The organism is Pseudomonas sp. UBA1879 (assembly GCF_002338065.1).
Lineage (GTDB): Bacteria > Pseudomonadota > Gammaproteobacteria > Pseudomonadales > Pseudomonadaceae > Aquipseudomonas.
Genome location: NZ_DDHJ01000011.1, coordinates 83,828 through 104,100, shown reverse-complemented (window position 1 = coordinate 104,100; position 20,273 = coordinate 83,828). Strand labels below are relative to the sequence as shown.

The window sequence follows — 20,273 nt, the reverse complement described above, 5'->3', positions numbered from 1 at the left end:
AAGACAAGCGGGGTCAGTGTGCGACAAAAGGGCGGAAAGCGGTGTGTCAGATAACACATTAATGACTGACCCGACGCCATCGCTGCCGTCGTGCCTCCAGCGGCTCCTACAGGACTTCACCGTCTCTGAACTCCCGGTTAGGCCTTTGAGTCTTCTCGGAACAGACCCGTAACCCGGACTCGTCGCAGGACCTGTAAGCGCCGCCGGAGGAACGACGGCCGCGAGCCGGGTCGCGTAAAACCTTTGCGGCATATCAGTGTCGTGGACGAGGGTTTCGACCGCTCGTAGTGTCGGGGGTTGAGCGCAGCACGAAAAGGGGCGCAGAATGTGCGGCCTTGGGGTTCAGCCTCGCCTGCTAGATAAGGAAACTCGATGACCCGTCTTCGCGCCATCTGTGCTGCGGTCGCTCTGGTATGTGCCAGCGGCCAGGCTCTTGCTGCCACCGCCAGCCACGAGGCCAGTGCTGTTGCGTTCCTCAAACTGGCTCACGCCGATCAGTTGGGTGCGCCGATCTACATGCAAGCGCAGCAAATGTTCGCTCAGCGTTTCGCCGAAACCAAAGCGCCGGATTCCAAGAAAGCCGTGCTGGAAAAATATCAGGCCCAGGCCAATGCTGCGCTGGACAAGGCCATCGGCTGGGACAAGCTGCAGCCTGACATGGTCAAGCTGTACACCGACAACTTCAGCGAGCAAGAGCTGAAAGATCTGGTGGCTTTCTATCAGTCGCCATTGGGCAAGAAAGTCCAGGCCAAGATGCCACAGATCAGCCAGCAATCGTTCCAGATGACCCAGGACAAACTGCAACCGGCAGTGCCTGTGGTTACCGGTTTGCTGGAGTCCATGACCAAAGAACTGGTCCCGGCCGGCGCCAAGGGTGCTGCTCCGGCTGCCCCTGCCAAGAAGCCATAAGCGAAGCCTGACATGAGCATGCAACAGCGAATCGAATCCGCGTTGACGGTCTTTCAGCCCGAGTACCTTCAAGTGCTCAACGAAAGCCACATGCACAGTCGCGGCACCGACACTCACTACAAGGCCGTGGTGGTCAGCGAGCAATTCGCTGGCCTCAACGCCGTCAAGCGCCATCAGAAGGTCTACGGCCTGCTCGGTGGCCTGATGGGTGAGTTCCATGCTCTGGCGCTGCACACCTACACCCCGGAAGAATGGGCGAAAATCGGCGCTGCGCCGGCCTCACCGACCTGTGCCGGGGGGCATGATTGATCTCCCGTTTCGGGCGATGATCAGCGCACTCATCGCGAGCAGGCTCACGCCTACAGGTATGCGCACGTTCCTGTAGGCGTGAGCTTGTTCGCGATAGCAGTCGTTCAGGCAATTCGGATGTCTCGGATGCCTTCGCCCGCTGGTTGTTGACTTGTATCAATTCCCCACCGATCACCCGGCCTGTCTGCCACTCTCCGATTTTTGCTAGAATCCGCGCCGCGTTGCCTGGTCGGCACGTGTTCACCTGAATATTTCATCCGGTCGGCCCTTTGCGAGGGTCACCACCTGGAGACGCAACATGACCCAAACCGCACCTATCGTCGTCGCGGCGCTGTACAAATTCGTCACCCTGTCGGACTACGTCGAACTGCGTGAGCCGTTGCTCAACGCCATGGTCGAGAACGGCATCAAAGGTACCCTGCTGATCGCCGAAGAGGGCATCAACGGCACCGTCTCCGGCAGCCGCGAAGGCATCGATGGTCTGCTGGCCTGGCTCAAGAAAGACCCGCGCATGATCGACATCGACCATAAAGAGTCGTACTGCGACGAGCAGCCGTTTTACCGCACCAAGGTCAAGCTGAAAAAAGAGATCGTGACCCTGGGCGTCGCAGGGGTCGACCCGAATAAAGCCGTGGGTACCTACGTCGAACCACAAGACTGGAACGCGCTGATCGCCGATCCGGAAGTGCTGCTGATCGATACGCGTAATGATTACGAAGTGTCCATCGGCACTTTCGAAGGCGCCATCGACCCGAAGACCACGAGCTTCCGTGAGTTTCCCGAGTACATCAAAGCCAATTTCGACCCGGCCAAACACAAGAAAGTCGCGATGTTCTGCACCGGCGGCATTCGCTGCGAGAAGGCCTCCAGCTACATGCTCGGCGAGGGCTTCGAAGAGGTCTATCACCTCAAGGGCGGCATCCTCAAATACCTCGAAGAAGTCCCGCAGGAAGAGAGCCAGTGGCGCGGCGACTGCTTCGTGTTCGACAATCGCGTCACTGTGCGTCATGACCTGACCGAAGGCGACTACGACCAGTGCCATGCCTGCCGCACCCCGATCAGCGTCGAAGACCGTGCCAGTGAGCATTATTCCCCTGGCGTCAGTTGCCCGCATTGCTGGGATTCCCTGAGCGAGAAAACCCGCCGCAGCGCGATCGACCGGCAGAAGCAGATCGAGTTGGCCAAGGCCCGCAATCAACCGCACCCGATCGGCCGCAACTACCGTCTATTGGACACCCAGCCTGACGAAACGCACACGAACGAGGCCTGAACCATGAACGCCCGCCTGCTCTACGTGATGGACCCGATGTGTTCATGGTGCTGGGGCTTTGCGCCCGTGGCCCAGGCATTGATAGAGCAGGCGAATGCGGCCGGGGTGCCGCTGCACCTGGTGGTGGGGGGGTTGCGTACCGGTAGCGGCGCGGCCCTCGAACCCAACACCCGGCGTTACATCCTCGAACACTGGCACGCGGTGCAAGAGACGACGGGGCAGTCATTCAGGTTTGAAGACGCATTGCCGGACGGGTTCGTCTACGACACCGAACCGGCCTGTCGCGCCATTGTGGCGGCTCGCAGCCTGGCCCCGGACATCGCCTGGAAGCTGGTCCGGGAAATTCAGCAGGCGTTCTACCTCAAAGGCCGTGACACGACCAAAGGCTCGACACTGGCTGAGCTGGCTGAAAACGCAGGTCTGCCCCGCATCGAGTTCGCCGAAGCGTTCGACAGCGCTGAACAGCACGCCGCGACTGCATCGGATTTTGCCTGGGTGCAAGACCTCGGGATTGCCGGTTTCCCGACCCTGCTCGCCGAACGCGAGGGCCAACTGGCCTTGCTGACCAATGGCTATCAACCTTTGGAATCATTGGCCCCGTTGCTCAGCCGCTGGCTGGAGCGCGCTGCCCGTGCGTGATGAAAACCTCGAGATAGAACGCTTGCACCCCGTTGTCGAGCCCTCGCTGGCTCGGGTCGATCGTCTCGACTGGGCGCAGATTCGCGCGCTGGCGCTGTATCACAAGAAAGCCCTATGGATTGCCAACGGCGTGGCGGTACTGGCGGTGTTGTGTTCAGTGCCCATTCCGCTGCTGCTGCCGTTGCTGGTGGACGAAGTGCTGTTGGGCAAGGGCGACGCCGCTTTGCTGTTCATGCAGCGTTTCCTGCCTCTCAGCCTGCACAAGCCGGTGGGCTACATCGGCCTGATGCTCATTGCCACGCTGTGTCTGAGGCTCGGGGCATTGGTGTTCAACGTGATTCAGGCGCGTGCTTTCGCCGGGCTGGCCAAGGACATCGTCTACCGCATCCGCATTCGTCTGATCGAACGCTTGAAGCGGATTTCTCTGGGCGAATACGAAAGTCTGGGCAGCGGCACGGTGACGGCGCACCTGGTGACCGACCTGGACACGCTGGACAAATTCGTCGGCGAAACCCTGAGCAAGTTCCTCGTCGCCATGCTGACCCTGACCGGCACCGCAGCAATTCTGGTGTGGATGCACTGGCAACTGGCCCTGCTGATCCTGCTGTTCAACCCGCTGGTGATCTTCGCCACGGTCAAGTTGGGCAAGCGGGTCAAACACCTCAAAAAACTGGAAAACGACAGCACGTCGCGCTTCACCCAAGCCCTGACCGAAACCCTCGATGCGATTCAAGAAATTCGCGCCGGTAATCGCCAAGGCTACTTCCTCGGCTTGCTCGGCGGCCGCGCCAGGGAAGTGCGGGACTACGCCGTCTCATCCCAGTGGAAGAGCGATGCATCGAGCCGCGCGAGCGGTTTGCTGTTCCAGTTCGGCATCGATATGTTCCGCGCGGCGGCCATGCTCACGGTGCTGTTTTCCGACCTGTCCATCGGCCACATGCTGGCCGTGTTCAGTTATCTGTGGTTCATGATTGGCCCGGTAGAACAACTGCTGAACCTGCAATATGCGTTTTATGCGGCGGGCGGCGCGTTGACCCGAATCAACGAACTGCTGGCCCGTGCCGATGAACCGCAGTACGCCGGCGGCTTGAATCCCTTCGCCGGGCGGGACACGGTGAGTATCGAAGTGCGCGGCCTGTGCTTCGGCTACAACGAGGAGCGCGTGCTCGATCACCTCGACTTGTCCATCCGACCGGGGGAAAAGGTCGCCATCGTTGGCGCCAGCGGGGGAGGCAAGAGCACGCTGGTGCAACTGTTACTCGGCCTTTACAGTCCCCAGTCCGGAACGATTTTTTTCGGCGGCGCACCCCTTGAAGAGATTGGGCTGGAAACCGTTCGGGAGCACGTCGCGATCGTGCTGCAGCACCCGGCGTTGTTCAACGACACCGTTCGGGCCAATCTTTCCATGGGCCGTGAACGCACGGACGAGGCGTGCTGGCAGGCCTTGGAAATCGCCCAACTGGACGCCACGATTCGCGCGTTGCCCCAAGGGCTGGACAGCGTCGTCGGCCGTTCCGGCGTGCGCCTGTCGGGCGGCCAGCGACAGCGGTTGGCCATTGCGCGGATGGTATTGGCCGATCCCAAGGTCGTGATCCTCGACGAGGCGACGTCGGCGCTGGACGCTGCGACCGAGTACAACCTGCATCAAGCCCTGAATCGCTTCCTCAGTGGCAGAACCACACTCATCATCGCGCACCGTCTGTCAGCCGTTAAGCAAGCGGATCGAGTATTAGTGTTCGACGGCGGTCGAATTGCTGAAGACGGCGATCACCAGCAACTCATTGCTGATGGCGGTCTCTATGCAAGGTTGTACGGACACCTGCAACAGCTCTGATACAGCTGGTCGGGTTTCCGCACATCCTCGCTCAAATGGCGTATCGCCACTGGAACACGTCAATTCTTGGGCTACGCTTGAGCGCTGTGTTCAATGAAATTGTGAAAAGCGTCATATTTACGTCTCCGCTTTCGCGAATTGCTGCTTAAATGGCTCTTTTGAGAGTGTGAGAGCGGACCGCTGCATCGTGGACAATTAGCCGAATTCCTCGAGTTACAGGCAGGTCGCCTGGGCCGGGAAGTGAGTATCTGGCAGTGCTGATGAAAGGGACACCATGAAGCAAAAGCGGATTCTCGAGAAGCCCCGTCTTCTGGGCATCGTTTGGCCATTTATCGCTGTAGTGCTGCTGCAAACGCTGATTGGTTGCGTCAGCCTTTACATGATGTCGGCCGTGCGCAGCTATGTGGGTGGAGAAAGCCTCTGGTCCAAAGGCCAGAAAGACGCCATTTATTACCTGAATCTCTACGCCAACAGTCGCGATGAGAGCAATTTTCAGAAGTACCAGAAAGCGATCGCAATCCCCCAGGGCGGCCATGATTTAAGGGTCGCGATGGATCAGCCGACACCCGACCTTGTACGCGCCAATGCAGGCATTCTGCAGGGTGGTAACCATCCTGACGATGCCCAAGGCATCATCTGGCTTTACCTGAATTTCCGACATTTCAGCTATTTGGAAAGGGCCATCGACCTGTGGAAGATCGGTGACAACTACCTCGTTGAGCTCGATGAAGTCGCACAGGAAATGCACGGGCGCATCGTCGACGGCAGCGCCACTCAAGAAGACGTGCTGGCGTGGCGGCAGAAGATCAACGCCATCAACGAAGGCGTGACCCCGGCGGCAATGGCGTTCAGCGACGCCCTGGGTGAAGGCTCTCGGGTGATCTTGCGGATTCTGGTGGTGGTCAACCTGACCACTGCGATCTTCCTGATCCTTCTTGCTCTATTGCGCACGCACAAGTTGCTGGAACAACGACACGCCTTCGCACTTGCCCTGCAAACCGAAAAGGAGCGTGCACAGGTCACACTGGAGTCCATTGGCGACGGGGTGATCACCACCGACGTCGACGGCTCCATTGCTTACATGAACCCCGCCGCCGAGCAGATGACTCATTGGAAAACCGCGCAGGCAACCGGTTTGCCATTGGCCGCCTTATTCAATCTGATCGATGAAAACGACCAGAAGGAAACCCCGACCCTCATCGAACACATCCTCACCGGAAAACTGGGGGGCGGCAGCGAAAACGCCAAGGTGATCCAGCGTCTGGACGGCAGCACGGTGTCGGTGGCGCTGGTGGGCTCGCCGATCCGCACCGAAGGGGAGATCAGCGGTGCGGTCCTGGTGCTGCACGACATGACGCAGGAGCGGCAGTACATCGCCAACCTCTCGTGGCAGGCCACCCACGACGCGCTCACCGGCCTGGCCAACCGCCGCGAGTTCGAGTACCGACTGGAACTGGCGCTGAGCGGTCTGGGTCATCATCCGGGTCACCATGCCGTGATGTTTCTCGATCTGGACCAGTTCAAGCTGGTCAACGACACCAGCGGCCATGCGGCCGGCGACGAACTGCTCAAGCATATTTGTGCGCTGTTGCAGCAGGGGATACGCGAAGGCGACACGCTGGCGCGGCTTGGCGGCGATGAGTTCGGGATTCTGTTGGAACACTGCACACCCGACGCCGCCGAGAAAATCGCCGAAGGCCTGCGCCAGACCGTGGAAAGCCTGCATTTTGTCTGGAAAGGGCGACCTTTCGTGACCACGGTGAGCGTGGGGCTGGTGCACATTTCCGACACGCCGACGACCCTTGAAGCCTCGCTCCGGTCGGCTGACATGGCGTGCTACATGGCCAAGGAAAAAGGCCGAAACCGGGTGCAGGTTTACCACGACGACGATTCGGAATTGTCCACGCGCTTCGGCGAAATGGCCTGGATTCAACGCCTGCACATGGCCCTGGACGACAACCGCTTCTGCCTTTACTCACAGGAAATCGCGCCGTTGAGCCGTGATGCCGCTGACGGCAAGGGTCACATCGAAATCCTGTTGCGGCTGCGTGACGAATCCGGTCGCATGATCTTGCCGGATAATTTCATACCGGCTGCCGAGCGCTATGGGATGATGACCACGCTGGATCGGTGGGTGGTGCAGAATGTATTCAAGATCATCTCTGAATGCCTGCATGACAATCACCGTAAAGGTCCATTGGCGGTCTGTGCTATCAATTTGTCCGGGATCAGTATTGGCGACGATGCTTTCCTCGAATATTTGCGGCAGCAGTTCCAAATCTACGCAATCCCCCCTGAACTTATCTGTTTCGAAATCACCGAAACCAGTGCGATCGCCAATTTGGGCAGCGCCATTCGGTTCATCAACGAACTGAAAAGCCTGGGGTGCCGTTTTTCTTTGGATGACTTCTGTGCAGGCATGTCGTCATTCGCATACTTGAAACATTTGCCTGTGGATTTCTTGAAGATTGATGGCAGTTTCGTGAAAGACATGCTCGACGATCCGGTGAACCGGGCGATGGTGGAAGTGATCAACCATATCGGGCACGTGATGGGCAAAAAGACGATCGCTGAGTTCGTCGAAAGCCCCCAGATAGAGCAGGCGTTATTGGAAATCGGGGTGGACTACGCTCAAGGGTACGTTATTGAGCGGCCGCAATTATTCACCTGTGAATGTCTGCACGCACGGCCCGCGAGGCAGACCCCCATGTTATTCAGCGCACCCGGGACTTTTCGCTGAATCACTCGATGCAACACACTATAAGGAGCTACACAGTGATCGATATGTTCATTAGAACCGGTCCGCTGATGGATGCCAGCAGTTACCCCGCCTGGGCACAGCAATTGATCAAAGATTGCAGTGAAGCCAAGTCACGCGTGGTAGGGCATGAACTTTATCAACGTATGCGAGATGGTCAGCTGAGTTCAAAGACCATGCGCCAATATTTGATTGGCGGATGGCCTGTCGTTGAACAGTTTGCGGTTTACATGGCGCATAACCTGACCAAAACCCGTTTCGCCCGTCACCCGGGCGAAGACATGGCGCGTCGCTGGTTGATGCGCAATATTCGGGTTGAACTCAATCATGCCGATTACTGGGTAAATTGGAGCGCGGCCCATGGGGTCACGCTGGAGGACCTGCAGGCGCAACGCGTTCCATCCGAGCTGCACGCACTCAATCACTGGTGCTGGCACAGTTGTTCCTCGGAGCCGCTGGTGGTCGCGATCGCGGCCACCAACTATGCCATCGAAGGCGCGACCGGTGAGTGGTCTGCTGTCGTATGTTCACAAGAGACATACGCAGATTTGTTCCCGCCGGAGACACGAAAGCGCGCGATGAAGTGGCTGAAAATGCATGCGCAGTATGACGATTCCCACCCATGGGAGGCCCTGGAAATCATTTGCACGCTGGCCGGTAACAACCCCAGCGAACAACTGCAGGCCGACCTGAGAATGGCCATTTGCAAGAGCTACGAGTACATGTACCTGTTCCTTGAACGGTGCATGGTGCTGGAACGTCCGCAGGAAGCGAAAGCGCCTGCGTACGATCGCCGGTTCGCTGTTCGCGCCTGAGCGATTCAGCCAGCCATTTCGAGGCGATTGCGGCCCTGGCGTTTTGCAGCGTACAGGGCCGTATCCGCGCGGCGCACCAGGCTGTCGTGGGATTCCCCCGGCAGCAGCGTCGAGCAGCCGAGGCTGACGGTCAGTTCCACCGGGCTTCCATTGATTGGATAAGCGAGTTGCAGTGCCGCCTGCCGCAGGCGTTCGCCGACCCGTGCGGCTGACTCGCGACCGGTATTGGTCAGCAGGATCAGAAATTCCTCCCCACCGAATCTGAACACCTGATCGATGTTGCGCAGGCGATCCTTGATCGCGTCCGCGACCGCTTTCAGCACGTCATCCCCTGTGGCATGGCCATGGGTGTCGTTAATACCCTTGAAATGATCGATATCCAACATCAGCACCGACAGCGGTTGCTGCTGACGCCGGGCAATGTCGGTCTCGCGGGTCAGCGACTGGGCCATGGCAATCCGGTTGCCTGCGCCGGTCAACGGGTCGCGCAAGGCGCTCAGACTGGCGTTGCGATACAGCAGGGCATTGCGCAGCGGATACAGCAGACTGGTCAGCAGCGATTCGAGCTGAGCCAATTCGTCTTCGTTGAAGCGCCGGTCCCGTTGAAACGCCAACTCCCCCAATTGCTCGCCTTCATAGGTCATGCGGTAGCTGGCGTTGTGCCGTGCGCGCTCGCCGAATTCCACACGCAGGTCCGTACCCAGGTGCTTATAAAGCAGGGCATCAAGGGGAATGACCTGGCCGACATTGTGAAAAAGCATCGCCAGAATCTTGTCCGCTTCGAGACTGGTCTGCAGTTGCAGGGCCAAGCGACGTTGCAGTTGTTCAAAGTCCAGAAGCGGTTGCGCAGGCGTGTGCCCGTGAGAGAAGCCGAAGCGTTGCAGCCGTGCACTGTCGAAATCAATGGCGTTGGTTCTGGTTGGAGAACTCATGTGTTCGCTCCTGCGCCTCTTCCGGGCGGCCTGACGTTGACAGAGCGAAAGTCATGCCAGTTCGATGCGTTTCGTCGATGTTGTTGCAAATCAGCACGTTAGCGTGGACTGCTTCAGGAGCTGAGCCTGTCTACGCCCAGGAATTGACTGGCGTGAGGGTTTGCGAGGTGTTTAGCGACGAAGACGCGACGGAAAACCGCCGAAGGAGCAGGCAATGGCGGCGTACTTTGATGCTGGCCGAAAGGCTTGGCACCCGACTCAAACGCCTGCGCAGTCTCGCCAGATGCTTCCAGAGCATCATTTTTTCTGCGCATCAAACGCCTGGCCGTTGATGCCCGAACTGTCAGGCCCCATCAGGTACAGATACACCGGCATGATCGCTTCCGGTGTGGGGTTATTCAGCGGATTTTCCGCCGGATAGGCCTGGGCGCGCATGTCAGTACGGGTGCCGCCCGGGTTGATGCTGTTGGCGCGCACGGTGGCCACGTCTTCCAGTTCATCGGCCAAGGTTTGCATGAGGCCTTCGGTGGCGAATTTCGACACCCCGTAAGCACCCCAATACGCGCGTCCCTTGCGCCCGACACTGCTGGAGGTAAACACCACCGACGCCTGCTGTGAGCGCTTGAGCAGCGGCAGCAGCGTGGCCGTCAGCATGAACGTGGCGTTGACGTTGATGTGCATGACCCGCATGAAGTGTTCGCCGGACAACTGCTCGATAGGCGTGCGCGGACCGATGATCGAGGCATTGTGCAGCAGACCGTCGAGGTGTCCGAATTCAGCTTCGATCATGGCCGCCAGTTCGTCGTACTGGTGGGGCAGGGCGGTCTCCAGATTGAAGGGGATCACTACCGGCTGCGGATGCCCGGCCGCTTCGATTTCGTCGTAGATGGTCGTCAGGTTCGCTTCAGTCTTGCCGAGCAACAACACCGTCGCGCCATGGGCGGCGTAGGTGCGGGCTGCCGCAGCGCCGATACCACGGCCTGCGCCGGTGACCAGAATGATTCGGCCGCTGAGCAGGTCGGGGCGGGCGGAATAATTGAACATGGGGGGCCTCGGTTTGTTAGGTCCTTTGGAAAATGACACGCCGCGAACGGCTTCTGCGCGGAGGGCGTGGGAGCTGGCTTGCTCGCGATCTGGCGCGAAGCGGCAGCAAAACCAGCGGATGCAGCGCATTTGACATAAAGGAGGTGTCAGGTTTTACGACGAACGATCGCCTGGTGTCGAATCCTGTGGGAGTGAGCTTGCTCACGAAGGCGTATTGACGATCGACTGAATGCCGCGGATGTACCGACTGATTCGTGAGCAAACTCACTCCCACAGGTTATGTGTACGGTGTCAGAACCCTCAGCAACCGCACAACGCATTGTCCAGCACCCGACGCAATTCCAGTGGGTGATTCACCACCACGTCTGCGCCCCAATGATCGGGGTTGTCGTGGGGGTGAATGTAGCCATAACGCACCGCTGCCGTCTTGGTGCCTGCGTCGCGACCGGACTCTATGTCGCGCAAATCATCACCCACAAACAGCACGCTCGCCGGATCCAGATCGAGCATCTTGCACGCCAGCAGCAGCGGCTCGGGGTCGGGTTTGCTCTTGGTCACATGGTCAGGGCAAATCAGCAGCGCCGAGCGCTCCGTCAGCCCCAACTGGTCCATGATCGGTTGGGCGAAACGCAGCGGTTTGTTGGTGACCACGCCCCAGATCAGCCTGGCCTTTTCAATATCGGCCAATAACTCGGCCATGCCGTCGAACAGTCGGCTGTGCACCGCGCAATCCTGCTGATAACGCTCGAGGAACTCCAGCCGCAAAGGCTCGAATTCAGGCGCGGTGGGCGACATGGCGAAGGCCGCCGAGACCATCGCCTTGGCGCCGCCTGAAATTTCGTCGCGGATCAGCTTGTCGTCCACCGGCGGGTATCCGCGCTCGATGCGCATTGCCTGGCAAATCGCGATGAAGTCCGGCGCGGTGTCGAGCAGCGTGCCGTCCATGTCGAAGAGAACCGCTCTCAGGCGCATGATTCAGGCTCCCTTCAAGGTCTGAATCATGTAATTGACGTCGACGTCCGAAGCCAGCTTGTAGTGCTTGGTCAGCGGGTTGTACGTCAGCCCGATGATGTCCTTGACCTCAAGACCCGCCTGACGGCTCCACGCCCCCAACTCGGAGGGGCGGATGAATTTCTTGAAGTCATGGGTGCCGCGCGGCAGCAGGTTCATGATGTATTCCGCGCCGATGATCGCGAACAGATACGCTTTCGGATTGCGGTTGATGGTGGAGAAAAACACCTGGCCCCCCGGCTTGACCATCCTGTAGCAGGCGCGAATCACCGACGACGGATCGGGTACGTGCTCCAGCATCTCCAAGCAGGTCACGACGTCGAATTGCTCAGGCATCTCTTCGGCCAGGGCTTCGGCGGTGATCTGGCGATACTCGACGCTGACGCCGGATTCCAGCTGATGCAACTGAGCCACCGCCAGCGGCGCTTCGCCCATGTCGATTCCGGTCACCGTGGCGCCGCGCAGGGCCATCGCCTCGCTGAGAATGCCCCCGCCGCAGCCCACGTCCAGCACTTTCTTGCCCGCCAGACTGACGCGTTCGTCGATCCAGTTCACTCGCAAGGGGTTGATGTCGTGCAGCGGCTTGAATTCGCTGTTGCGGTCCCACCAGCGATGGGCCAGGGCCTCGAATTTGGCGATTTCGGCGTGGTCGACGTTGCTCATGTGTGATCCCTCAAAAACGTGAATTCGGTGTCAGATCACGGCGTCTGGCCCTGATCGTGCAATATGGCGTGTGCTCAGCCTTTGACGGCGATGCGGTTGCCCCAGGCTTTGGCCGCCCTGACCAGCGCGTCCTCGTCCATCCGCGTCAGGCGCTTGTCGTGCAGCAGCTGTTTGCCGCCGACCCAGACGTGGGTCACGCAATCGCGCCCGCTGGCGTAGATCAACTGGGACACAGGGTCGTACACCGGCTGTTGGGCCAGCCCCGACAGATCGAAAGCGGTCATGTCTGCCGCTTTGCCGAGTTGCAGCGAGCCGGTCTGATCTTCGATGCCCAAGGCCCGGGCGCCGTTCAATGTCGCCATGCGTAGCGCGCGATGGGCATCCAGCGCGGTGGCAGAGCCCGCAACGGCTTTGGCCAACAAGGCAGCCGTCCGGGTCTCGCTCAGCAGATCCAGGTCGTTATTGCTGGCCGCGCCGTCAGTGCCAATCGCCACGTTGACGCCGGCTTGCCACAGGCGCTCTACCGGACAGAAACCACTGGCCAGCTTCATGTTCGACTCGGGGCAATGGATCACGCTGGAGTTGGTTTCCACCAGAATCGCCAGATCGTCATCGCTGATCTGCGTCATGTGCACGGCCTGAAAGCGCGGCCCCAGCAGGCCCAGTCGGTGCAACCGCGCCAGCGGACGTTCGTTGCGTTGCTGAACCGCTTCATTCACCTCAAAGGCGGTTTCATGAACGTGCATGTGAATGGCAGCGTCCAGCTCGTCGGCGATGACCCGGATCTTTTCCAGGTTTTCATCGCTGACGGTATACGGCGCGTGCGGCCCCATGGCGATCCGGATGCGATCGTGATGCGCCATGTCGTTGAACAGTTCAATGCCGATGTGCAGCGCTTCGTCGACATTGCGGGCGCCGGGTATCGGGAAATCCAGCACAGGCACGGTGATTTGTGCGCGAATGCCACTGTTGTGGGCCCGCTCTGCAGCCACTTTCGGGAAGAAGTACATATCAGAAAAGCAGGTGATGCCGCCCTTCAACTGCTCGGCGATAGCGATATCGGTGCCGTCGCGCACGAAGTCTTCATCGACCCACTTGCCCTCGGCGGGCCAGATGTGGTCCTGCAGCCAGGTCATCAGCGGCAGATCATCGGCCAGGCCACGAAAGAGCGTCATCGCCGCATGTCCGTGGGCGTTGATCAGACCAGGGCTGAGCAGCATGCCAGGCAGTTCGCGGATCTCAAGGGCGTTTTGCCGCAAGGCTTCGGCCTTGGGGCCGATATACGCGATAAGGCCGTCGCGAATGCCAATGCCGTGTTGCTGCAACACAACGCCAGCGGGTTCCACCGGTACCAGCCAGTCCGGCAACAGCAAGAGGTCGAGCGGGGCAGCAGAATGGGGCATGGGGAGGGCTATCCAATCGCGCAATACGGGGACGGCGAAGTATACCCGAGCGTCTTGGCGGGCGGCTCGCTATAATCGGCGGCTTTTTCAGCTGCTGGCCATTTGATTTCTGGCATCCGAGACAAATTGTGGGAGCGAGCATGCTCGCGAAAGCTACGGTTCGATCACCGCAATGATTCGAATGTTCTGAGCGCCCTGATCTTCAACATTCAGCAAGTGGGGTGTGCAATGCGCGATCAATTACTGGCCGCGGAAAAGGTGAGAGCCATCGAATGGCGGGATGGCACGTTGTATCTGCTGGATCAACGCGCATTGCCCTTCGAGCAAACGTGGCTGGCTTATCACACCGCTGAAGGGGTGGCCGAGGCCATCCGCGCGATGGTCGTGCGCGGCGCCCCGGCCATCGGCATCGCGGCCGCGTACGGTCTGGTCCTCGGTGTGTTCGAGCGCTATTCCCAGGGCGACCGCTGGCAAATGGCTTTGGAAGAGGACTTCGACCTGCTGGTCAACGCCCGGCCCACGGCCGTCAACCTGTTCTGGGCGCTGAACCGCATGCGCGAACGTTTGTATCGGTTGAAAGAAGGCGACGACCCACGCCCGCTCATGGAGGCCGAAGCCAAAGCGATTCACCTCAGCGACCGCGAAGCCAACCTGACGATGGCGCAACTGGGCGTGGACCTCATCCGCAAACATCAGGGCAATCTGCAAACCGTGCTCACTCACTGCAACGCAGGCGCGTTGGCAACCGGCGGCTTCGGCACGGCGCTCGGCGTGATTCGCGCGGCATATATAGAAGGCATGATCGAGCGGGTCTACGCCGACGAGACCCGGCCCTGGCTGCAAGGCTCACGGCTGACGGCCTGGGAGCTCGCCAACGAAGGCATCCCGGTGACAGTCACCGTCGACTCGGCCGCCGCGCACCTGATGAAAACCAAGGGCCTGACTTGGGTCATTGTCGGCGCTGACCGCATCGCGGCCAACGGCGACGTGGCGAACAAGATCGGCACGTACCAGTTGGCCGTGGCGGCGATGCACCACGGCGTCCGCTTCATGGTCGTGGCGCCGAGTTCGACCATCGACCTGAACCTCGCCAGCGGCGATGACATCCCCCTCGAAGAACGTGGGGGCAGCGAGATTCTGAACGTCGGCGGGCAGCGTCTGGCCGCCGAGGTCGATGCGTTCAACCCGGTGTTCGATGTGACGCCCGCCGACCTGATCGACGCCATCGTGACCGAGAAGGGCATCGTCGAACGTCCCGATACCGCGAAATTGGCGCAGCTGATGTGCCGTAAACGCTTGCATTGATCACTTTGTCGCAGGCGCTACCGGTCAGCCGGGTGAGCACTAACGGGGCCTGTGAGCGCTTCTCAGGCCGCTGATGGCGAAAAGGCGTGTTTGCAGGGCGCTCAGATGCTGCGTGTCCGACGACGATTGTGGTAACATCCGGCGGTTTCCAAGGGGGCGCATTGCGGCCTCCTTCACTGCGCAAATCCATGGCTTAACTCGCTGATTTGTCGTAAGTCGCCGCCAGGCAATCGCCGGCGGCGGCGAGCTTCGTTCATCCCGGATGGGTGCACGAGGTTTCACCAGAAAAAGGAATCGAGCTTCTCATGGGCGAACTGGCCAAAGAAATCCTACCGGTCAATATCGAAGACGAGCTGAAGCAGTCCTACCTCGACTACGCAATGAGCGTCATCGTCGGACGAGCTCTGCCCGATGCACGCGATGGCTTGAAGCCCGTGCACCGGCGTGTACTGTACGCAATGAGCGAACTGGGTAACGACTGGAACAAGCCGTACAAGAAATCCGCCCGTGTGGTCGGTGACGTCATCGGTAAATACCACCCGCACGGCGACACTGCGGTCTACGACACCATCGTGCGTATGGCCCAGCCGTTCTCCCTGCGCTACCTGCTGGTAGACGGCCAGGGCAACTTCGGTTCCGTGGACGGCGACAACGCCGCCGCCATGCGATACACCGAAGTGCGCATGACCAAGCTGGCCCACGAACTGCTGGCGGACCTGCACAAGGAAACCGTCGACTGGGTGCCCAACTACGACGGCACCGAGCAGATTCCGGCGGTCATGCCGACCCGTATTCCCAACCTGCTGGTCAACGGCTCCAGCGGTATCGCCGTGGGCATGGCGACCAACATTCCGCCGCACAACCTGGGTGAAGTCATCGATGGCTGCCTGGCACTCATCGACAACGGCGACCTGACCGTCGACGAACTGATGCAGTACATCCCCGGCCCTGATTTCCCGACGGCGGGCATCATCAACGGCCGCGCCGGTATCGTCGAAGCCTACAAGACCGGTCGTGGCCGCATTTACATGCGCGCCCGCTCCATCGTCGAGGACATCGACAAGGTAGGCGGCCGCCAGCAGATCGTCATCACCGAGCTGCCGTACCAGCTGAACAAGGCCCGTCTGATCGAGAAGATCGCCGAGCTGGTGAAAGAGAAGAAGCTCGAAGGCATCACCGAACTGCGCGACGAGTCCGACAAGGACGGCATGCGCGTGGTCATCGAGCTGCGTCGCGGCGAAGTGCCTGAGGTCATCCTCAACAACCTCTACGCCCAGACCCAACTGCAGAGTGTGTTCGGCATCAACATCGTCGCGCTGATCGACGGCCGCCCCCGGATCCTCAACCTCAAGGACCTGCTGGAAGCCTTCATTCGCCACCGTCGTGAAGTCGTCACCCGCCGCACCGTGTTCGAACTGCGCAAGGCCCGCGAGCGCGGTCACATTCTCGAAGGTCAGGCCGTTGCCCTGTCGAACATCGACCCGGTTATCGAGCTGATCAAGGCGTCGCCGACGCCGGCGGAAGCGAAGGAAGGCCTGATCAACACGCCTTGGGAATCAAGCGCCGTGGTCGAGATGGTCGAGCGCGCAGGCGCCGAATCGTCCCGTCCGGAAAACCTCGACCCGCAATACGGGCTGCGCGACGGCAAGTACTTCCTGTCGCCGGAACAGGCCCAGGCGATCCTGGAGCTGCGTCTGCATCGCCTGACCGGTCTGGAACACGAAAAACTGCTGACCGAGTATCAGGAAATCCTGACCCAGATCGGCGAGCTGATCCGCATCCTCAACAGCTCCACGCGCCTGATGGAAGTCATCCGCGAAGAGCTGGAGCTGATTCGTGCCGAATACGGCGATGTCCGCCGCACCGAGATCCTCGATGCGCGTCTGGACCTGACCCTGGGCGACATGATTCCTGAAGAAGAGCGCGTCGTGACCATCTCCCATGGTGGCTACGCCAAGACTCAACCGCTGGCCGTTTACCAGGCCCAGCGTCGCGGCGGCAAAGGCAAATCGGCTACCGGCGTCAAGGATGAGGACTACATCGCTCACCTGCTGGTCGCCAACAGCCACACCACGCTGTTGATGTTCTCCAGCAAGGGCAAGGTGTACTGGCTCAAGACCTACGAAATTCCGGAAGCCTCCCGCGCTGCCCGGGGCCGTCCGCTGGTCAATTTGCTGCCATTGAGCGAAGGCGAATACATCACCACGATGCTGCCGGTCGATCTGGAAGCCATGCGTAAGCAGGCCGATGAAGAAGAGGCCGAGGGCCTTGACGTCGATGTGGACGACGTCGAGAACAGCAACGAGACCGAAGAAGAGCGCAAGGCGCGTATCAAGGCTGCAGACAAGAAGAAGGCGCCGTTCATCTTCATGTCGACCGCCAACGGTACGGTCAAGAAAACCCCGCTGGTAGCCTTCAGCCGTCAGCGCAGCGTCGGTCTGATCGCGCTGGAGCTGGACGAAGGCGACATTCTGATTTCGGCGGCCATCACCGACGGCGAGCAGGAAATCATGCTGTTCTCCGACGGCGGCAAAGTCACCCGTTTCAAGGAATCCGACGTCCGCGCCATGGGCCGTACTGCCCGTGGTGTCCGCGGTATGCGTCTGGCGGAAGGGCAGAAGCTGATTTCCATGCTGATTCCGGAAGAAGGCAGCCAGATTCTTACCGCATCCGAGCGTGGCTACGGCAAACGCACGGCCATCACCGAATTCCCTGAATACAAACGTGGCGGTCAGGGCGTTATCGCCATGGTCAGCAACGAGCGTAACGGCCGCCTGGTCGGCGCGGTTCAGGTGCAGGACGGTGAAGAGATCATGCTGATTTCCGACCAGGGCACCCTGGTGCGCACGCGCGTTGGTGAAGTCTCGAGTCTGGGCCGCAACACCCAGGGCGTGACCCTGATCAAGCTGGCGAAAGACGAGAAGCTGGTCGGGCTTGAGCGTGTTCAGGAGCCGTCCGAAGTCGAAGGCGAAGAGCTCGAAGGTGAAGCGTTGGATGGCGAAGCGCTCGACGGGGAGGTTGCAAACCTCTCTGACGCCGACGACTCGTCCACCGATCTGCAGGCTGACGCCGCTGCCGACGAAGAACCGCAGGACTGATAGACGTTGTTTTCGAGGGCCCTTGACGGGCCCTCTTGGCTTTAGCCAGCAGGCGTGTTGGCGATGGCCGTTTCGAATTCTACGAGTTGACGAGAGTGGATATGAGCAAGCGAGCCTTTAACTTCTGCGCCGGTCCTGCCGCGCTTCCTGATGCTGTTCTGCAACGCGCCCAGGCCGAAATGCTGGATTGGCACGGCAAGGGCTTGTCAGTGATGGAGATGAGCCATCGCAGCGATGACTACACCGCCATCGCGGAAAAGGCCGAGCAGGACCTGCGTGAGCTGCTGTCCGTCCCCTCCAACTACAAAATCCTGTTCCTGCAAGGTGGCGCCAGTCAGCAGTTCGCCGAGATTCCGCTCAATCTGCTGCCGGAAAACGGCACTGCCGATTACATCGAAACCGGTATCTGGTCGAAGAAAGCCATCGAGGAGGCCCGCCGCTTCGGTCACGTCAACGTTGCCGCCAGCGCCAAACCGTTCGACTACCTGGCGATTCCGGGTCAGAACGAGTGGAACCTGACGAAGAATGCGGCTTACGTGCATTACGCCTCCAACGAAACCATCGGCGGTCTGCAGTTCGACTGGGTGCCTGAAACCGGCGATGTTCCGCTGGTGGTGGACATGTCGTCCGACATTCTGTCGCGCCCGACCGATGTCTCGCAGTTCGGCCTGATCTACGCCGGGGCTCAGAAAAACATCGGCCCGAGCGGCCTGGTGGTGGTGATCGTTCGCGAAGACCTCCTCGGTCGCGCCCGCAGCAGTTGCCCGACCATGCTCAATTACAAGGTCTCGGCCGACAACGCCTCGATGTACAACACCCCGGCCACCTATTCCTGGTACTTGTCGGGTCTGGTTTTCGAATGGCTCAAGGAGCAGGGCGGCGTCGACGCCATGGAGAAGCGTAACCGGGCGAAGAAGGATCGCCTGTACGGCTTCATTGACGGCAGCGACTTCTACACCAACCCGATCAGCCACAACGCCCGTTCCTGGATGAACGTGCCGTTCCGCCTGGCGGACGAACGTCTCGACAAGGCGTTCCTGGCCGGTGCAGAAGAGCGCGCGCTGCTCAATCTCAAGGGGCACCGCTCGGTGGGTGGCATGCGCGCCTCGATTTACAACGCACTGGGCCTGGACGCCGTCGAAGCACTGGTGGCGTACATGGCCGAATTCGAGAAGGAACATGGCTGATGTCTGAGCAAGAACTCAAGGCGCTGCGCGTCCGCATCGACAGCCTGGACGAAAAGGTTCTGGAGCTGATCAGCGAACGTGCTCGCTGCGCGCAGGAAGTGGCACGTGTGAAGATGGCCAGTCTGGCTGAAGGCGAGGAGCCGGTGTTCTATCGGCCGGAGCGCGAAGCGGCGGTGCTGAAACGGGTCATGGAGCGTAATCGCGGCCCGCTCAGCAACGAAGAAATGGCGCGTCTGTTCCGTGAAATCATGTCGTCCTGCCTGGCTTTGGAGCAGCCGCTCAAGGTGGCTTACCTCGGCCCGGAAGGTACCTTTACCCAGGCAGCGGCGCTGAAGCACTTCGGCCATGCCGTGATCAGCAAGCCGATGGCCGCCATCGACGAAGTGTTCCGCGAAGTGGCCGCGGGCGCGGTCAACTTCGGCGTGGTCCCGGTGGAGAACTCCACCGAAGGCGCGGTTAACCACACGTTGGACAGTTTCCTCGAACATGACATGGTCATCTGCGGCGAAGTCGAATTGCGTATTCACCACCATTTGTTGGTGGGCGAAAACACCAAGACCGACAGCATCAGCCGCATCTATTCCCACGCTCAGTCGCTGGCGCAGTGCCGCAAGTGGCTCGACGCCCACTACCCGAACGTCGAGCGCGTGGCGGTTTCCAGCAATGCCGAAGCGGCCAAGCGCGTGAAGGGTGAGTGGAACTCCGCTGCCATTGCCGGCGACATGGCGGCTGGCCTGTACAGCCTCACACGCATTGCCGAAAAGATCGAAGACCGTCCGGACAACGCGACGCGCTTCTTGATGATCGGCAATCAGGAAGTGCCGCCGACCGGTGACGACAAGACATCGATCATCGTGTCGATGAGCAACAAGCCGGGCGCATTGCACGAGCTGCTGGTGCCTTTCCACGACAACGGAATCGACCTGACCCGCATCGAGACCCGGCCGTCGCGCAGCGGTAAATGGACCTACGTGTTCTTCATCGATTTCGTCGGTCATTACCGCGATCCATTGATCAAGGCAGTACTGGAGCGCATCAGCCAGGAAGCGGTGGCTCTCAAGGTGCTGGGTTCTTATCCGAAGGCAGTTCTCTGATT

At 60.1% G+C, this 20,273-nt stretch carries 16 protein-coding genes; 11 read left to right on the top strand and 5 right to left on the bottom strand.

The window, feature by feature from the left end; genetic code table 11:
* Positions 1-372 precede the first annotated feature (372 nt).
* The 7 genes from B3N48_RS10995 (at position 373) to B3N48_RS10965 (ending at position 8,534) form a co-directional block, all read left to right on the top strand.
* Positions 373-909 carry a DUF2059 domain-containing protein gene (locus B3N48_RS10995; RefSeq protein WP_296183332.1) on the top strand — a complete coding sequence of 179 codons (537 nt, stop codon included), beginning with the start codon at positions 373-375 and terminating at the stop codon, positions 907-909.
* 12 nt (positions 910-921) lie between these two features.
* Positions 922-1,218 carry a BolA family protein gene (locus tag B3N48_RS10990; protein WP_166596663.1) on the top strand — a complete coding sequence of 99 codons (297 nt, stop codon included), beginning with the start codon at positions 922-924 and terminating at the stop codon, positions 1,216-1,218.
* 298 nt (positions 1,219-1,516) lie between these two features.
* Positions 1,517-2,488 carry a rhodanese-related sulfurtransferase gene (locus B3N48_RS10985; RefSeq protein ID WP_296183322.1) on the top strand — a complete coding sequence of 324 codons (972 nt, stop codon included), beginning with the start codon at positions 1,517-1,519 and terminating at the stop codon, positions 2,486-2,488.
* Positions 2,489-2,524: 36 nt separating this feature from the next.
* A complete protein-coding gene (locus B3N48_RS10980) occupies positions 2,525-3,127 on the top strand; it encodes a DsbA family protein (protein WP_296183571.1) in 603 nt (200 codons plus the stop codon).
* Positions 3,057-4,961 carry an ABC transporter ATP-binding protein gene (locus tag B3N48_RS10975; RefSeq protein WP_414704225.1) on the top strand — a complete coding sequence of 635 codons (1,905 nt, stop codon included), beginning with the start codon at positions 3,057-3,059 and terminating at the stop codon, positions 4,959-4,961. The genes B3N48_RS10980 and B3N48_RS10975 overlap by 71 nt, the downstream gene beginning before the upstream one ends.
* Positions 4,962-5,235: 274 nt before the next feature.
* Positions 5,236-7,701, top strand: a complete 2,466-nt coding sequence (locus tag B3N48_RS10970; protein WP_296183319.1) for an EAL domain-containing protein — start codon at positions 5,236-5,238, stop codon at positions 7,699-7,701.
* A gap of 35 nt (positions 7,702-7,736) precedes the next feature.
* Positions 7,737-8,534 (top strand): TenA family transcriptional regulator, encoded by a 798-nt coding sequence (locus B3N48_RS10965; protein ID WP_296183316.1) that lies wholly within the window; start codon positions 7,737-7,739, stop codon positions 8,532-8,534.
* A gap of 5 nt (positions 8,535-8,539) precedes the next feature.
* On the opposite strand, the gene B3N48_RS10960 is transcribed toward B3N48_RS10965, so the two are convergent.
* The 5 genes from B3N48_RS10960 to B3N48_RS10940 form a co-directional block, all read right to left on the bottom strand.
* Positions 8,540-9,466 carry a GGDEF domain-containing protein gene (locus tag B3N48_RS10960; protein WP_296183314.1) on the bottom strand — a complete coding sequence of 309 codons (927 nt, stop codon included), beginning with the start codon at positions 9,464-9,466 and terminating at the stop codon, positions 8,540-8,542.
* A gap of 297 nt (positions 9,467-9,763) precedes the next feature.
* A complete protein-coding gene (locus B3N48_RS10955; protein ID WP_296183312.1) occupies positions 9,764-10,510 on the bottom strand; it encodes a YciK family oxidoreductase in 747 nt (248 codons plus the stop codon).
* Positions 10,511-10,810: 300 nt separating this feature from the next.
* Positions 10,811-11,482 carry an N-acetylmuramic acid 6-phosphate phosphatase MupP gene (gene mupP / locus B3N48_RS10950; RefSeq protein ID WP_296183311.1) on the bottom strand — a complete coding sequence of 224 codons (672 nt, stop codon included), beginning with the start codon at positions 11,480-11,482 and terminating at the stop codon, positions 10,811-10,813.
* A gap of 3 nt (positions 11,483-11,485) precedes the next feature.
* Positions 11,486-12,184, bottom strand: a complete 699-nt coding sequence (gene ubiG / locus B3N48_RS10945; RefSeq protein ID WP_274132325.1) for a bifunctional 2-polyprenyl-6-hydroxyphenol methylase/3-demethylubiquinol 3-O-methyltransferase UbiG — start codon at positions 12,182-12,184, stop codon at positions 11,486-11,488.
* Positions 12,185-12,258: 74 nt separating this feature from the next.
* Positions 12,259-13,587, bottom strand: a complete 1,329-nt coding sequence (locus B3N48_RS10940) for a TRZ/ATZ family hydrolase (RefSeq protein ID WP_296183308.1) — start codon at positions 13,585-13,587, stop codon at positions 12,259-12,261.
* Positions 13,588-13,815: 228 nt separating this feature from the next.
* On the opposite strand from B3N48_RS10940, the gene mtnA reads away from it, so the two are divergent.
* From mtnA to pheA, 4 genes are all read left to right on the top strand, one after another.
* Positions 13,816-14,892, top strand: coding sequence for an S-methyl-5-thioribose-1-phosphate isomerase (gene mtnA / locus B3N48_RS10935; RefSeq protein ID WP_296183305.1), 1,077 nt, complete (start codon positions 13,816-13,818; stop codon positions 14,890-14,892).
* Between the two features lie 305 nt (positions 14,893-15,197).
* Positions 15,198-17,990, top strand: a complete 2,793-nt coding sequence (gene gyrA, locus B3N48_RS10930) for a DNA gyrase subunit A (RefSeq protein ID WP_296183303.1) — start codon at positions 15,198-15,200, stop codon at positions 17,988-17,990.
* Positions 17,991-18,091: 101 nt separating this feature from the next.
* On the top strand, positions 18,092-19,177 hold the full coding sequence (serC, locus tag B3N48_RS10925; RefSeq protein WP_296183299.1) for a 3-phosphoserine/phosphohydroxythreonine transaminase: 1,086 nt from the start codon (positions 18,092-18,094) through the stop codon (positions 19,175-19,177).
* Positions 19,177-20,271: a prephenate dehydratase gene (gene pheA / locus B3N48_RS10920; RefSeq protein ID WP_296183296.1), complete on the top strand. Its 1,095-nt coding sequence runs from the start codon at positions 19,177-19,179 to the stop codon at positions 20,269-20,271. The genes serC and pheA overlap by 1 nt, the downstream gene beginning before the upstream one ends.
* Positions 20,272-20,273: the final 2 nt, after the last annotated feature.

Bases quoted from the DNA above. Each gene is read 5' to 3' on its own strand.
- B3N48_RS10995 (WP_296183332.1), top strand. From the start codon at position 373: ATGACCCGTCTTCGCGCCATCTGTGCTGCGGTCGCTCTGGTATGTGCC.
- B3N48_RS10990 (WP_166596663.1), top strand. From the start codon at position 922: ATGAGCATGCAACAGCGAATCGAATCCGCGTTGACGGTCTTTCAGCCC.
- B3N48_RS10985 (WP_296183322.1), top strand. From the start codon at position 1,517: ATGACCCAAACCGCACCTATCGTCGTCGCGGCGCTGTACAAATTCGTC.
- B3N48_RS10980 (WP_296183571.1), top strand. From the start codon at position 2,525: ATGTGTTCATGGTGCTGGGGCTTTGCGCCCGTGGCCCAGGCATTGATA.
- B3N48_RS10975 (WP_414704225.1), top strand. From the start codon at position 3,057: ATGGCTATCAACCTTTGGAATCATTGGCCCCGTTGCTCAGCCGCTGGC.
- B3N48_RS10970 (WP_296183319.1), top strand. From the start codon at position 5,236: ATGAAGCAAAAGCGGATTCTCGAGAAGCCCCGTCTTCTGGGCATCGTT.
- B3N48_RS10960 (WP_296183314.1), bottom strand. From the start codon at position 9,466: ATGAGTTCTCCAACCAGAACCAACGCCATTGATTTCGACAGTGCACGG.
- B3N48_RS10955 (WP_296183312.1), bottom strand. From the start codon at position 10,510: ATGTTCAATTATTCCGCCCGCCCCGACCTGCTCAGCGGCCGAATCATT.
- mupP (WP_296183311.1), bottom strand. From the start codon at position 11,482: ATGCGCCTGAGAGCGGTTCTCTTCGACATGGACGGCACGCTGCTCGAC.
- ubiG (WP_274132325.1), bottom strand. From the start codon at position 12,184: ATGAGCAACGTCGACCACGCCGAAATCGCCAAATTCGAGGCCCTGGCC.
- B3N48_RS10940 (WP_296183308.1), bottom strand. From the start codon at position 13,587: ATGCCCCATTCTGCTGCCCCGCTCGACCTCTTGCTGTTGCCGGACTGG.
- mtnA (WP_296183305.1), top strand. From the start codon at position 13,816: ATGCGCGATCAATTACTGGCCGCGGAAAAGGTGAGAGCCATCGAATGG.
- gyrA (WP_296183303.1), top strand. From the start codon at position 15,198: ATGGGCGAACTGGCCAAAGAAATCCTACCGGTCAATATCGAAGACGAG.
- serC (WP_296183299.1), top strand. From the start codon at position 18,092: ATGAGCAAGCGAGCCTTTAACTTCTGCGCCGGTCCTGCCGCGCTTCCT.
- pheA (WP_296183296.1), top strand. From the start codon at position 19,177: ATGTCTGAGCAAGAACTCAAGGCGCTGCGCGTCCGCATCGACAGCCTG.